Here is a 13,680-nt window from a genome sequence, read left to right on the forward strand (position 1 = left end):
GCGGCCCGGCCCCGTTTCTTCTCCCGCTGCACCTGTACCCGATGCCTCGCCCTTTCCGCCGCCTGGCCCTGCTTGCCGCGGCCGCCCTGCTGCTCGCGGCCTGCGAGCAGGCGCCCACGGCAGGCACGCAGCCCCCGGTCGCATCGCCTGCAGCGGCGAACGCGCCGGCCGCCGTGGCGGCCACCGAGCCCGCGCGCCCGGCCTATCTCGATGCACCCTATGCCGTGCTGCCGGGCCGCCGCCAGCCCACGCCGGAACAACTGGGCGAACTGGGGCGACGCATCTTCTTCGACCCGGGCCTCTCGGCCTCGGGGCGGACGTCGTGCGCGAGCTGCCACGATCCCCAGCACGCCTGGGGACCACCGAATGCCCTGTCGGTGCAGCTGGCCGGCCCCGACGGCCGCACCGAGGGCCCGCGCGCCGTGCCCTCGCTGCGCTACCTGCAGACCTTGACCGCCTTCACCGAGCACCACCACGACAACGACGGCGACGACAGCGTCGATGCCGGCCCCACGGGCGGGCGCATGTGGGACGGCCGCGCGGGCTCGGCCCACGAGCAGGCGACGCTGCCGCTGCTGTCGCCGGCCGAGATGGCCAATGCCTCGGTCGAGGAGGTGGTGCGCAAGCTCGAGCACGCGGCCTATGCGGGCGACATGCGCGCGGCCTTCGGCGACGAGGTGTTCGGAGATCCGAAGATGGCGTTTCGCGCGGCCGGGCTCTCGCTCGAGGCCTTCCAGCAATCGCCGTCGGACTTCTACCCGTTCAGCAGCAAGTACGACGCCGTGCTGCGCGGCAAGGCGGCGCTCGGCCCCGCCGAGACACGCGGCCTCGCCCTCTTCAACGCCGAGGACAAGGGCAACTGCGCCTCCTGCCACATCAGCGAGCGCACGCCCGACGGCGCCTTCCCGCTGTTCAGCGACTTCGGCCAGATCGCGCTCGGCGTGCCGCGCAACCGCAAGCTCGCAGCCAACGCCGACCCCGGCTACCACGACATGGGCGTGTGCGGCCCGATCCGCACCGACATGAAGGACCGCCCCGAGTACTGCGGCCTGTTCCGCACGCCCTCGCTGCGCAACGTGGCGGTGCGCCAGAGCTTCTTCCACAACGGGGTGTTCCATTCGCTCGAGGAAGTGATCCGCTTCTATGCGCAGCGCGACACGGCGCCGCAGCGCTGGTACGGGCGCGGCAAGGACGGCCGCGTGCGTCGCTTCGACGACCTGCCCGCGCAGTACCACGCCAACGTCAACACCGATCCGCCCTTCGGCCGGAAGCCCGGCGGCAAGCCGGCGCTCAGCGAGGCCGAGATCCGCGACGTGGCGGCCTTCCTGCGCACGCTGACCGATGCCGACCAGCACGACGCGCCCGATCCCGGCACGCTGCGCACGGCCGCGCGCAGGCCCTGAACGTCGGCATCCGCCTACACGCGCTGCCGCTTCGCCCGACAGCGGCCCGGCGTGCGGCGGTGCATCATTTCCGCGTCGGATCGCCCGCCGCACGCGCGCCGACATCGCGAGCGCGCCAGGCCGGCCGCCCGGATCCTCCCGACGGCGCCTTTGCGTGACGACATGCCCGACCTCCTTCCGAACGGCGATGCGCAGCCGGCATCGTCCATGGCTCCACCCGCCGCCCCCGCGACATCCACCGGCAGCCCGCGCCCGTCCGCCGTGAACTGGGCGCTGTCCCACTGGAGCGCGCCCGCCCTGGGGCCCGGCGCACGCACGGCAGCCCCCTCGATGGACCGGCTCATGGACGCCGCCATGCACGGCGTGCGCAACTCGCTGTCCGCGATCCGCCTCGGCGTGGACCTGCTGGCGCGGCGCGGCGACCTGAACGAGGCCGACGCGGTACTCGAGCACATCGACAGCGCGGCCGTGCGCGCCCACGAGCAGGCCGAGGAGCTCGCGGACTTCTGCCGGCTCGCGGCCGGGCGGCCCATCGCCATGGTCGCGAAGCGCTTCCCGCTGCATCAGGTGGTCGGCGAGGCGATCGAGGCGCGGCGTGCCTCGCACGAGGCGATCGCGATCGAGCACGACCGGCTCGGCCATGGCGAGGGCCTCGGCGATCCGGCACGCATCGCGCAGTTCGTGCGGCTCGCGCTCGAGGAGCTCGCGCCGCAGGCGAAGTCCCGTTGCATCGTGGTCAGCGAGATCGACGGCACGCGCTTCCGCATCGCCGTGCATGCGGGTGATGCGCCAGCGCAGGACGCCATCGAAACGCCAGGCCAGCATCTGGCCCGCGCGCACCGCCAGGCGCTGTTGCGTGCCATCGCGAACGCGCACCGCGGCGAGCTGCGCCTCGTGGCCGGCGCGTCGATCGAGGGACGCTTCGGCGGGGACCGCTGACTATCATCGGTCTCCTTTCCGCCAAGGAGCACGCCACGTGCCCCCTGCCAGCATCTGGATCGTCACGCCGCCCGGCTATGCCCACAGCGGCGCCTTCGAGGAGTTCGCGCTCGCGCTGAGCGAAGGCCTGCGCGAACTCGGCGTGGCCGCGCCGATCGTGCATCGCCGCCCCGAGGGCGAGACGATCGTGCTCGGCGCCAACCTGCTGCCCGCGATCGCCGACCGGCCGCCGCGCCGCGCGATCCTGTTCAACCTCGAGCAGCTGTCGCCCGGCTCGCCCTGGTGGTCCGAGCGCTACCTCGACCTGCTGCGCCGGCGCCCGGTGTGGGACTACAGCGCGCGCAACGTGGCGCTGCTGCGCTCCATGGGCATCGCGGCCACGCTGTGCGAAGTGGGCCATGCCGACGCGCTGCGGCGCATCGTGCCGCGCGAGGCACAAGACATCGACGTGCTGTTCTACGGCTCGGTCAACGACCGGCGGCGCGACGCACTGCGGGCCCTCGAGGACGCGGGGCTGCGCGTGGTCGCGCTGTTCGGCGTCTACGGCGCCGCGCGCGACGACTACATCGCGCGCAGCCGCGTCGTGCTGAACCTGCACCACTACGAGGGCCGGCTGTTCGAGGTGGTGCGCGTGTCCTACCTGCTGGCCAACAGCTGCTGCGTGGTGTCGGAGACCGGCGACGATCGCGAGGCGGAACGTGCGTACGCGGGCGCCGTGGCCTTCACTTCGTACGACGGCATCGTGCCCACCTGCCTCGCGCTGCTGCGCGACGATGCGCGGCGGCGCGCACTCGGCGCCAACGGGTTGGCGCTGATGCAGTCGCGGCGCCAGGCCGATGCCCTGCGCGCCGCGATCGGCCAGATGCCGGGCGGCTTCGCTGGCCTGGGCGCGGGCTAGAAGTCGAAGCGCGCCGACACCTCGAAACTGCGTCCCGGCGCCAGCAACACCTGGCTCGCCGCGCGCCCGCCCCAGGTGGCGTAGAGCCGGTCCGTGAGGTTGCGCACGCGGAAGGTCAGCAGGGCAGGCTTCAGGCGGTAGCTGACGGCCGCGTCGACGGTGGTGTAGCCCTCGATGCGGATCTGGTTCGCGGTGTCGGTGAAGACGTGGCCGGCGCGGTTGAGCGAGAGGAACCACTCGAAGTTCGAGTTGTCGGGCCGCCAGGTGGCGAACAGGTTGGCCACGTGGCGCGGCACGTTGGGCGGGGTGTTGCCCACGCGCGAGACGCCGCCGGCCTCCACCAGCGTGTCGAAGCGCGCATCGAGCGCCGCGAGGTTGCCCGCCAGCGTGAGCTGGCGCGTGGGCCGCCACACGGCCGAGAGCTCGACGCCGCGCGAGGACTGGCGGCCGTTGTTGACGGTGTCGCCGGGCTTGTTGGGATCGCGCGAGAGCACGTTGTCGAGCTCGATCTTGTAGAGCGCGGCGGTCCACTCGAGCCGGGCCTCGGGCAGGCTCTGCTTGAAGCCGACCTCGGCCTGCTTGCCGCGCGACATCGGGAAGTTGGCATTCGACTGCGACAGCAGGAAGAACGAGCCCACGGGCACGGTGGCGTTGGTGTACTGCGCGTAGACGCTGGATTGCGGCGACAAGTCGTAGACCGCGCCGAGCCGGCCCGAGTCGGTGCGGTAGCTGGTGTCGAAGCGGCTGTAGCCGCCAGTGTTGAGGTCGGCGATGCCGCGCTGCACCTTGGTGCGGTCGTGGCGCCAGCCGCCCACCAGCGTGAGGCCGGGCAGCGGCTTGAGCGCATCCTCGACGAACACCGAACTCACGTCGACGCGCGAGGTGGTGTCGGTGCGGTTGCCGGCGCCGGTGGCGCTCAGGCGCGGATCGTCGCTGTAGAAGCCCGTGAACGGCGCGAGCGCCGGCACGCGCAATGCGGCGGCGGTCGAGGCCTGGCCGTCGGAGAAGCGGCGCTGGCTGTCGAAGCGGGTGCCGCTGAGCTCGCCGCCGACCACGAAGCGGTTGTCCATGCCGCCGAAGGTGCCGTGGTGAATGGCGTCGAAGCGCTCGAGCCAGAAGTCCTGGTCGTGCGTGATCTGGGTCTGGTCGCGCGCGATGCTCGCGGGCGCGACGAACACGGCGCTCTCGGAATTGCGGAACAGGCGCTGCGACTTGTTGGCCGCCACCGTGTTGCGCCACGACCAGTTGTCGCCGAGGCGGCCGCTCAGGCGCGCGCTGAGCCAGTAGGTCTCGGACGTGTTCTCGTTGTCGAGCACGTTGTAGTTGATGCGCGCGATGCGCCGGTCGATGACGCGGCCGTCGGGCGTGCGCACCACGCCCGTGGGCTCGGTCGCGAACCAGGCCGGCACCAGCGGCGTGCCCCAGTAGGCCTTGTTGTCGTCCTTCAGGTAGTCGAAGCTCAGGTCGAGCTTGACCGAGCCGCCGAGGTCGAAGGCCAGGCCGCTGGTGAAGTGGTCCATGCGCTCGCCGCTGCCCGGCACGTTGCCGGCGCGGCTGTCGTTGTGGCTGTAGTCGAGGCGGTAGGCACCCGACTCGCCGACCGGCCCGCCGAAGCCCACGCCCAGCCGCGTGGCGCCGAAGCTGCCGTAGCCGACCGACAGCTCGCGGTTCGGGTTGTTGCGGTCGGGCCGCTTGGTCACGAAGTTGACGACGCCGCCGATCGCGCCCTCGCCGTCGAGCACCGAGGCCGGGCCCTTGAGCACCTCGATGCGGTCGTAGTTCCAGGTGTCCTGCACGCGGTTGGTGACGCCCGCGCCCGAGGTGCGCACGCCGTCGTAGAGATAGAGCAGGCTGGTGAAGCCGCGCGTCGACAGCGTGGTGGGCGACGACGGCGGCCCGCCGCCCGCGAGGCCGGTGACGCCGCGCAGCGCCTCGCTGAAGGTGCGCGCGCCGCGCTGCTGGATCAGGTCCTGCGACAGCACCTCGACCGAGGCCGGCGTCTCGCGCACCGTGAGGCCCAGGCGCGAGGCGCTGCCGCTGCTGCCCTCGAGGTGCAGGCCCTCGGCGTCGCGGTTGCCCTCGACCGTGATCGCGCCCAGTGCCTGTTGCGCTTGTTGCGCCGGTTGCTCCTGTGCCTGCGCGCCCGCCATGGACAGCGCGGCGATGGCCGCGGCCACGCCCGACATCGTGTGTTTCATCTGAAATTCCCTCCGGAGATTGATCGTTCTTTTTGCGTGCGCGCTCAGGCCACCGAGAAGCGGCGCAGCCGCCAGCCCGCGAGGCCGAACAGCAGCAGGCTCGGCAGCAGCAGTTGCAGCACGGCCGCCAGCGCACGATCGCGCAGCTCGCGCGGCGATTCCTCGCGCCATGCAAACGCGGGGATGCGGTCGAAATCGGCCGGCATCAGCGCGCTGCGTTCCTCGATGCGCGGAAAGAAGAAGTGCTTCCACGCGAGATGAAAGCCCACCGTCTGCGCGACGAACTGCGCATGGCGCCGCGCGCCGGTGCCGGCCAGCCCGGTCATGCCCTCGTAGGCCACGGCCGCGGGCGACAGCGCGCCGAAGCGCTCGAGCAGCCGCTGCTGGCCCGCGTGCTGGCGCTCGAAGCGCTCGAGCTCGGGCGCGATGGCCTCGTCGATCTCGCGCTCGATGCGGTAGTTGGCGAGGCCGCGCGCGCTGATCTCGATCTTGCCGTCGCGCGGCAGCAGCAGCGCGCCCTGGCCGACGTGCTTGTAGTCGGTGCTCAGCAGCTCGGCATGGCGCTTCATGGCCGCGGCCGTGAGCGTGCGCGTCTGGGTCGCGAGCTCGGTGCGCGAGGGCGCGGGGCTGGCCTGCGTGACCGCGAGGTTGAGCAGCACCGGCGCCACCAGCACCAGCAGCACCCACGCGATCATCAGCACCATGGCGTTGGTGGCCGAGGGCGCGCCGAAGGCATTGACCGCCACCACCAGCGCGAACCAGAACAGCGCATAGGCGCCCACCAGCAGCGCCCACCAGAAGGTGACGGTGCCCGCGCCCGGCGCGGAGGGCGCGAAGCCCGCCTGCCGCGCCAGCAGCAGCACGCCCACGGGCAGCAGCACCGCCGGCACCAACAGCGCGGCGGCGCGCACCGCGAGCTTGCCGGCCAGCAGCGTGCGCAGGCGCAGCGGTTGCGAGAGCAGCAGGCGCAGGGTGCCGTTCTCGCGCTCGGCCGACAGCAGGTTGTAGCCCAGCACGAAGATCAGCAGGGGCAGCAGGTAGACCAGCACGAAAGCCAGGTCGAACTGGCCGCTCAGCAGGTACCAGGGGTTCTCGATGTCGCTCGGGTTCATGAAGGCCACGCGGCTCTGGTGCGTGACGCGGAACTGGCTCGGGAACAGGTCGCTGCGCCCGAGCGCGACCGGCCCGAGCGGCGCGCTCGGCAGGATCGCGTGCTGCGCGCCGTAGCTGCTGGCCATGCGCGAGGGATCGGCCGGGTTCTCGAACGGCGTGGGCTGGGCCCGGCCCGCGAGGATGGCCTCGAGCTGCGCGCGCTGCGCCGCGCGGGTGTCGCGGTCGGCCTGGGCCACGGCCGCCTGCGCGCGGTCGCGCTGCGCGGTCTGCGCGAGGCCGTTGCCGAGCGCGTAGCCGACCAGCAGCAGGAACAGCAGGGCCACGGCCCAGACGCTGCGGTCGGCCAGCAGCAGGCGCAGCTCCTGGCGCATGACGGCGCGCAGCCTGAAGCCCTGGGGCGGGTTGACGATGGAGACGGACATGGCTTCCTCTTGCTTGGCTCTTTCTGAAAGGCGCGCTCAGGCCAGCGCGCGTTGGCGGCGCACGGCGACGGCCGCGAAGGCCGCGGCCAGCAGCAGGCCGGCGCACAGCACGGCCAGGCTGCGCAGCTGGTGGCGCAGCGCCCAGCCCACGCGCGGCGTCCGGTGCACGAACGGCGGCACCTTGGCCCACAGCTCGGGGCCCGACTGGTAGGCGAAGTGGCGGTCGCCGAGCGGATCGGCATGCGCGACCAGGTCCTCGCTCATCAGGTCCTGCAGCCGCCGGCGATGCAGCTCGGCCGCGGTGGTGAAGCTGCGGTGGTGCGCGAAGTCGGTGCCGGCCATGCCCATCGAGTAGCTGCGCATCGCGAGCAGGGGCAGCAGCAGGCCGCTCCATTCCTGCAGCCGCTGCTGGCGCTCCCAGGTGTCCCAGAGGCGGCCGTAGTGGCGGTCGTAGACCGGGTAGGAGGCCTGGTCGTCGAGCCGCAGCGCGATGCCCCACTGGCTGAGTGGCACGTCGCGGCCCCAGCGCTCGGTGGTGCCGAAGGCCTGCAGCCAGGTGCGGTCGGAGACCTGCTTGAGCTCGGCCTGCAGCGCCTGGTTGAACTCGAGCCGGGTCGGGCTCGGATAGGCCGCGCGCGCCGCCTCGGACAGCACGCGCGGCGCCATCACGGCCTGCGCCACCCACAGCGCGAGCAGCACGGTGATGGCCGCCCGCGAGGTGGCGCACAGCGCCGACACGCCGAGCACCACGAACACGAAGGCGCCGAGATAGACCGCATAGCCCAGGCTCCAGGCCGCCAGGCGCAGCAGCGCATCGGCGCGTTCGCCGGGCGCGGCGCCCAGCCCCACCGCGAGCGCCGCGACCAGGGCGGCCGGCACCAGCAGCACCGCGAGCGAAGCCGCGAGCGCGAGCGCCTTGCCCGCCAGCAGGCGCAGCGGCGAGACGCCCAGGCTCAGGGTCTGGCGCAGGATGCCCTGCTCGCGCTCGCCCGCGAAGGCGTTGAAGCCCAGCACGATCACCAGCAGCGGCCCGAGCACCTGCAGGATCCAGCCGACCGAGAGGTTGCCGAAGCGCTGCAGGCCGGTGGCGTCCTGCGCGGGATTGAACTTGACCTCGCTCTGGCGATGCGCCTGCAGCCACACGGTGCTGCCGATGTAGGGGTTGATGCCCGCGTCGACCATGGCCAGCGGCGCCTCGGGCTTGAAGGCATGCATGCCCTGGTGCGCGGCGTCGTGCGGATGGCGCCGGTCCTGCGCCAGCCAGTCGCGGTAGTCGAGCGCCTGCGCGGCCTGCTGTTCGGCGCGCGCCTCGCGCTGGTGCGCCCAGCCCACGCCGAGCGCGGTGAACAGCAGCACCAGCACCAGGCCGCCGGCCCACAGCAGGCGGCCGTCGCGCAGCCGTTCGGTGAATTCGCGGTTCGCGATCCAGCGCCACATGCTCAGGCCCTCATGTGCTGCAGGTACAGCGACTGCAGGTCGATGCGCGCGATCTGCTGCGCGCCCTCGAGGCTGTCGACGAGGCGGCCGCTCTTCATGATGCCGACGCGCGTGGCGGTCTGCTGCGCATGGAACAGGTCGTGCGTGGTGGTCAGCACGGCCACGCCCTGGTCGGCGGCGCGCCGCAGCAGCTCGGAGAACTCGCTGGCCGCATGCGGATCGAGGCCCGAGGTGGGCTCGTCGAGCAGCAGCGCCTTGGCCTCCTTGGCCAGCGCCACCGCGATCCAGACCTTCTGCCGCATGCCCTTGGAATAGGCCGACACGCGCTTGTCGGCCGCCGCGTGGTCGAGCCCCACCGCCGTCATGAGCTCGAGCAGCCGTTCGCGCGGCAGCGCGCGGCCCAGCGCGAGGCCGGCGAAGAAGCGCAGGTTCTCCAGGCCCGAGAGCGTGCCGTAGAGCGTGACGTGCTCGGGGATGTACGCCACGTCCTGCTTGGTCGCGAGCGGATGGCGCGTGACGTCGACGCCGTTGATCTCCACCGTGCCCGCGCTGGGCGCGATGAAGTGGAGGAACAGGTTGATGGTGGTGGTCTTGCCCGCGCCGTTGGCGCCGAGCAGGCAGTAGATGTCGCCCGCGCGGATGTCGAGGTCGAGGCGGTCGAGCGCGACATGGCTGCCGTACTGCTTGGTGAGGCCCTGTGCTCTGAGCATGGGAGGGTTCCGGTCGAAGAGAAGAAGCGGGAAACGGCGCGCGCACGCCCGCAGGCATCCGCGGTGGACGCGCGCAGGCTCACGCGCATGCGGGTGCATGCCGTGACGTTCGAAAAGGGGATTGGCTGGGCGCCGGGGGCCGGTGCCGTGGCGGATCGGGGAGGCGCCCGGATCGTCCGGGCCGCGGTCTCAGGGGGTCAGCGGGCGCGCTTGTTCTTCGCGCCGCCCTGCCGCGCCTTGAAGCGCGGGTTGGACTTGCAGATCACGTAGGTGCGTCCGCGCCGGGTGACCACCTGGCAATCACGGTGCCGCTTCTTGGCTTCTTTGAGGGAGGACAGGACTTGCATGGCGTCGCGCTGTTGGATGGAAACCAGCAGTCTAAGTTATTGCGAATTCATTCGCAATAACTTTGTAAAGAAGAATGAGCACCCGCGCGGGTGCCTTGTTCAGTGCGATCGGCCGGCCGGTGCCGCCTTCGCCACGCAGGCCGCGCAGCTGCCGTGCAGGGTCACTTCGTGGCTCGCGACCTGGAAGCCCGGCGGCGCCAGGTCGTCCATCGGGCCCGGGCAGGCATGCAGCAGGAACACCTGGCCGCACGACAGGCAATGGAAGTAGTGATGGTGGTGGTCGCCCGCGCGGCCCTGCCCCTTCTCGTGTTCGTGGGCGTGGTCGCCGTGCGCGTGCGCATGCGGCTCCTCCCGGCACGAGACCTCGTAGCGCGCGGGCTCGCCGGGCAGCTCGACCTTGGCGATCTCGCCGTCCGCGAGCAGCGCCGACACCTGGCGGTAGACGGTCGACAGGCTGATCTCCGGCACGAGTTCGCGCGCATGCGCATGGATTTCGGGGGCGGTGAGCACGCGGCTGGCATCGCTGAAGGCCGAGAACACGGCGGCACGCTGGCGGGTAAGACGTTCCATGGCCTCGATGGTAAGGCGGCGCGAACAACGCCTCGCGGTGCCCGGGGACTGCGGTGCGGGCTATCTAAATTGCCCCTGACGGCGCTCCGGTCTTGCCTCTCTCCTCTCTTGACGCGTCAATTTAGATATATCTAAAATAATTTAGACACAAACAGATATCGATTCAGAAAGAGAGGCTCCCATGCGTCATTTCCACTTCGACCATTGCCACCGCACCCCGCGCGGCGAGCACGAGGACGGCCTCTCGGGTGGCCGGGGCCGCGGCGGGCGCCACGGCTTCGGCGCCGGCCGGGTGTTCGGCCATGGCGGCCTGCGCTTCGTGCTGCTGCAGCTCATCGCCGACAAGCCCTCGCACGGCTACGAGCTCATCAAGCTGATCGAGGAACGCCTGGGCGGCAGCTACGCGCCGAGCCCCGGCGTGGTCTATCCCACGCTGACGCTGCTCGAGGAGCTGGGCCACCTCAGCGTCGAGAGCGGCGCCGAGGGCGGCGGCCGCAAGCGCTACACCCTCACCGACAGCGGGCGCGAGTACCTGGCGGCCAACCGCGAGACCGCCGAATCGATGATGGAACGCCTCAACGGCGGCGTCGACGGCGCCGGCGCGCGCGGCGGCCGGCCGCCGCAGGTCACGCGCGCCATCGAGAACCTCAAGCTCGCGATGCGCCTGCGCCTCTCGGGCACGCCCCTCACCGAACAACAAGCCCACGAATTCGCCGCGGTGCTCGACAGCGCCGCACAACAGATCGAACGTCTTTGAAAGTCAACCGCACATGACCGACTTCTCCACCGCCCCCCAACCCGACCGCCTGCCGCGCCGCGTGCGCCACGACCTGCGCTTTCGCCAGCTCACGGTGAAGAGCGTGCAGCGCGTCACGCCGCACCTGCTGCGCGTCGTGCTCACCGGCGACGAGCTCGAGGGCTTCCACAGCCCGGGCTTCGACGACCACGCCAAGCTGTTCTTCCCCGACCCGGCCACCGGCCGCCTGACCCTGCCGACCATGGGCCCCGAAGGCCCGGTCTGGCCCGAGGGCCGGCCCACCATGCGCGACTACACGCCGCGCCGCCACGACGCGGCCGCGAAGACGCTCGAGATCGACTTCGCGCTGCACGAGGCCGGCCCCGCCACGCAATGGGCCGAGAACGCCAAGCCCGGTGACCGCATCGGCGTGGGCGGCCCGCGCGGCTCGTTCATCGTGCCGACCGAGTTCGACTGGCACCTGCTGATCGGCGACGACACCGCGCTGCCCGCGATCTCGCGCCGCCTGGCCGAGCTGCCCGCGGGCGCGCGTGTGGTGGTGCTGGCCGAGGTCGACGGCCCCGAGGACGAGATTCCGTTCGAGACCCGTGCCGCGCTCACGCTGGTGTGGGTGCATCGCCGCGGCGTGTCGGCGGGCCTGAGCCCGATGCTGCTCGAGACGCTCAAGAAGCAGGCGCTGCCCGAGGGCGACTACCACGCCTGGGTCGGCTGCGAGACCGGCGTGGCGAAGGCCGTGCGCGCGCACCTGGTGAGCGAGCGCGGCGCCCATCCGAAGTGGATCCGGGCCTCGGGCTACTGGCGCCGCGGCACGGCCGCGACGCACGACGCGATCGAGGACTGAGCGGCCTTGCGCGCGGTGCCGCTCAGTGCGGCACTTCCGCCGGCCCCGAGGCCGCCGCGCGCTTCGGGCTGCGGATCAGCAGCAGCAGCGGGATCGCCACCAGCGTGATCACCATCATGATCGCGAAGTCGTCGAGGTAGCCGACCAGCGCGCCCTGCCGCGTGACCTCGGCGTTGAGCATTGCCAGGCCCGCGAGGTTGTCGGGCGACATCATCGAGGGCAGCGTGGCCAGCGCCGGATTGCCGGGCGCCACGGTGGTCGCGATCTGCGCATGGGCGGCGCTCGAGCCTTCGGTGAGCAGCGCCTGCACGATCGAGATACCCACGCTGCTGCCGATGTTGCGCAGCAGGCTGAAGATCGGCGTGCCCTGGTTGCGCAGCCGCGGCGCCAGCGTGGCGAAGGTGGCGGTCGACAGCGGCACGAAGGTGAAGCCGATGCCCAGGCCCTGGACGAAGCCCGAGACGATGATCAGCGTGCTGTCCATCTGCAGCGTGATGCGCGTCATCTGGTAGAGCGAGAAGGCCGTGAGCCCGAAGCCCAGCGCCATGATGGCGCGCACGTCCACGCGCTGCACCAGCCGCCCCACCACCAGCATCGCGATCATGGTGCCGATGCCGCGCGGCGCCGTGACCTGCCCCGTGTAGACCACCGGATAGCCCATCAGCCCCTGCAGGAAGTTCGGCAGCAGCGCCATGGTCGCGTAGAGGATCATGCCGACGATGAAGGCGAACAGCAGGCCGGTGACGAAGTTGCGGTCCTTGAGCAGGTCGCGGTCGAAGAAGGAGACGCCGCGCACGGTCCAGGTGTGGACCACGAAGAAGCAGAAGGCCACCAGCGAGGCGGCGGCCTCGAGCCGGATCTCCCACGAGTCGAACCAGTCGAGCTGCTCGCCGCGGTCGAGGAACAGCTGCAGCATGCCGATCGCGAGGCTGAGGGTGACGAAGCCGAAGATGTCGAGCTTCTCGCCCTGAGGCCGGCTCTCGGGCAGGTAGCGCGCGATGCCCCAGAAGGCGAAGACGCCCACCGGCAGGTTGATGAAGAAGACCCAGCGCCAGTCGAAGTTGTCGGTGAGCCAGCCGCCCAGCAGCGGCCCGAGGATCGGCCCGACCATGATGCCCGCGCCCCAGATCGCCATCGCCTGGCCGACCTTCTCGCGCGGGTTGATGTCCAGCAGCACCGCCTGCGACAGCGGCACCAGCGCCGCGCCGAAGATTCCCTGCAGCAGGCGCGCGCCGACGATGCCCACCAGCGAGGTCGCCAGGCCGCACAGCGCCGAGGCGATGGTGAAGCCGATCACCGAGATGATGAACACGCGCCGCCGGCCCCAGTGGCCGCAGAGCCAGCCGGTGAGCGGCAGCGCGATCGCCGAGGCCACGATGTAGGAGGTCAGCACCCAGGTGATCTGGTCCTGCGAGGCCTGCAGGCTGCCCTGCATGTGCGGCAGCGCGACGTTGGCGATCGTGGTGTCGAGCGCCTGCATGATGGTCGCGAGCATGATCGAGACGGTGATCATCCCGCGGTGCGGCACCGCGGTTCCGGGCGCGGCGGTCATTTGCCCTCGCCCTCGGGGCCGTTGCCGCCCGTGATCTCGAGCAGGCTGCCGCGCACCTTGCCGAGCAGCGCCAGCAACTGGGCGCGCTCGCCGGGCGCGAGCACCGCCATCACGCGCGCATTGAGCCCGTCGCTGAGATTGAGCGCGGCATCGAGCGCCTTCTCGGCGCTCGGTTGCAGGTGGATCAGCTTCACGCGGCGGTCGGTGGCGCTGGCCTCGCGGCGGATCCAGCCGGCCGCCTCCATGCGGTCGCACAGGCCGCCCACGGCCATCGGCGTGAGCTCCAGCCGCTGCGCGAGCTCGGCCTGCGACAGCGGCGCCTCCTCGCCCTCCATGGCCAGCACGCCGAGCAGCCGGCACTGGGCACTGCTCAGGCCGATGCGCTCGCGCGCGAGGCGGTCGAAGGCCTCGCCATAGCGCTTGGCCACGTCCTTCACGATGAAGCCGAAACGCTGGCTGAAGTCCCTTTTCATAAGGGACTTGATTATCTACA

13 protein-coding genes are annotated in these 13,680 nt (G+C 71.4%); 5 read left to right on the forward strand and 8 right to left on the reverse strand.

Going from position 1 to position 13,680, the window contains the following annotated elements; all coding sequences use genetic code 11:
- Nucleotides 1-41 precede the first annotated feature (41 nt).
- The 3 genes from R0232_RS23845 to R0232_RS23855 all read left to right on the forward strand — a co-directional run bounded on the left by R0232_RS23845 (nt 42) and on the right by R0232_RS23855 (nt 3,240).
- Nucleotides 42-1,403, forward strand: coding sequence for a cytochrome-c peroxidase (locus R0232_RS23845; RefSeq protein ID WP_431509635.1), 1,362 nt, complete (start codon nt 42-44; stop codon nt 1,401-1,403).
- Between the two features lie 162 nt (nt 1,404-1,565).
- Nucleotides 1,566-2,342, forward strand: a complete 777-nt coding sequence (locus tag R0232_RS23850) for a hypothetical protein (RefSeq protein ID WP_431509636.1) — start codon at nt 1,566-1,568, stop codon at nt 2,340-2,342.
- A 37-nt stretch (nt 2,343-2,379) separates the two neighbouring features.
- Complete coding sequence (locus tag R0232_RS23855) at nt 2,380-3,240, forward strand: hypothetical protein (RefSeq protein WP_431509637.1); 861 nt, start codon at nt 2,380-2,382, stop codon at nt 3,238-3,240.
- Here R0232_RS23855 and R0232_RS23860 read toward each other — a convergent pair.
- The 6 genes from R0232_RS23860 to R0232_RS23885 all read right to left on the reverse strand — a co-directional run bounded on the left by R0232_RS23860 (nt 3,237) and on the right by R0232_RS23885 (nt 10,037).
- On the reverse strand, nt 3,237-5,438 hold the full coding sequence (locus R0232_RS23860; protein WP_431509638.1) for a TonB-dependent receptor: 2,202 nt from the start codon (nt 5,436-5,438) through the stop codon (nt 3,237-3,239). The genes R0232_RS23855 and R0232_RS23860 overlap by 4 nt on opposite strands.
- Nucleotides 5,439-5,482: 44 nt before the next feature.
- On the reverse strand, nt 5,483-6,973 hold the full coding sequence (locus tag R0232_RS23865) for an ABC transporter permease subunit (protein ID WP_398492027.1): 1,491 nt from the start codon (nt 6,971-6,973) through the stop codon (nt 5,483-5,485).
- 36 nt (nt 6,974-7,009) lie between these two features.
- Nucleotides 7,010-8,410, reverse strand: a complete 1,401-nt coding sequence (locus R0232_RS23870; protein WP_203202004.1) for an ABC transporter permease subunit — start codon at nt 8,408-8,410, stop codon at nt 7,010-7,012.
- A gap of 2 nt (nt 8,411-8,412) precedes the next feature.
- On the reverse strand, nt 8,413-9,120 hold the full coding sequence (locus tag R0232_RS23875; RefSeq protein ID WP_093339622.1) for an ABC transporter ATP-binding protein: 708 nt from the start codon (nt 9,118-9,120) through the stop codon (nt 8,413-8,415).
- 197 nt (nt 9,121-9,317) lie between these two features.
- Complete coding sequence (gene ykgO, locus R0232_RS23880; protein ID WP_057592821.1) at nt 9,318-9,467, reverse strand: type B 50S ribosomal protein L36; 150 nt, start codon at nt 9,465-9,467, stop codon at nt 9,318-9,320.
- A gap of 99 nt (nt 9,468-9,566) precedes the next feature.
- The gene (locus R0232_RS23885; RefSeq protein ID WP_093339625.1) at nt 9,567-10,037 is read right to left on the reverse strand and encodes a Fur family transcriptional regulator; all 471 of its coding nucleotides are present in this window, start codon (nt 10,035-10,037) and stop codon (nt 9,567-9,569) included.
- A 181-nt stretch (nt 10,038-10,218) separates the two neighbouring features.
- Between R0232_RS23885 and R0232_RS23890 the strand changes: the two genes are divergently transcribed.
- Together R0232_RS23890 and R0232_RS23895 are read left to right on the forward strand one after the other, a co-directional pair.
- Nucleotides 10,219-10,794 carry a PadR family transcriptional regulator gene (locus R0232_RS23890; protein WP_203202007.1) on the forward strand — a complete coding sequence of 192 codons (576 nt, stop codon included), beginning with the start codon at nt 10,219-10,221 and terminating at the stop codon, nt 10,792-10,794.
- A 13-nt stretch (nt 10,795-10,807) separates the two neighbouring features.
- Nucleotides 10,808-11,635, forward strand: a complete 828-nt coding sequence (locus R0232_RS23895; RefSeq protein WP_208511227.1) for a siderophore-interacting protein — start codon at nt 10,808-10,810, stop codon at nt 11,633-11,635.
- Nucleotides 11,636-11,657: 22 nt separating this feature from the next.
- Here R0232_RS23895 and R0232_RS23900 read toward each other — a convergent pair whose 3' ends face one another.
- Both R0232_RS23900 and R0232_RS23905 read right to left on the reverse strand, forming a co-directional pair.
- A complete protein-coding gene (locus R0232_RS23900) occupies nt 11,658-13,187 on the reverse strand; it encodes a DHA2 family efflux MFS transporter permease subunit (RefSeq protein WP_208511228.1) in 1,530 nt (509 codons plus the stop codon).
- Nucleotides 13,184-13,660, reverse strand: coding sequence for a MarR family winged helix-turn-helix transcriptional regulator (locus R0232_RS23905; RefSeq protein WP_057592826.1), 477 nt, complete (start codon nt 13,658-13,660; stop codon nt 13,184-13,186). Before R0232_RS23905 ends, R0232_RS23900 begins: the two co-directional genes overlap by 4 nt.
- Nucleotides 13,661-13,680: the final 20 nt, after the last annotated feature.

This window comes from Variovorax sp. DAIF25 (genome assembly GCF_050711835.1).
GTDB lineage: Bacteria > Pseudomonadota > Gammaproteobacteria > Burkholderiales > Burkholderiaceae_C > Variovorax.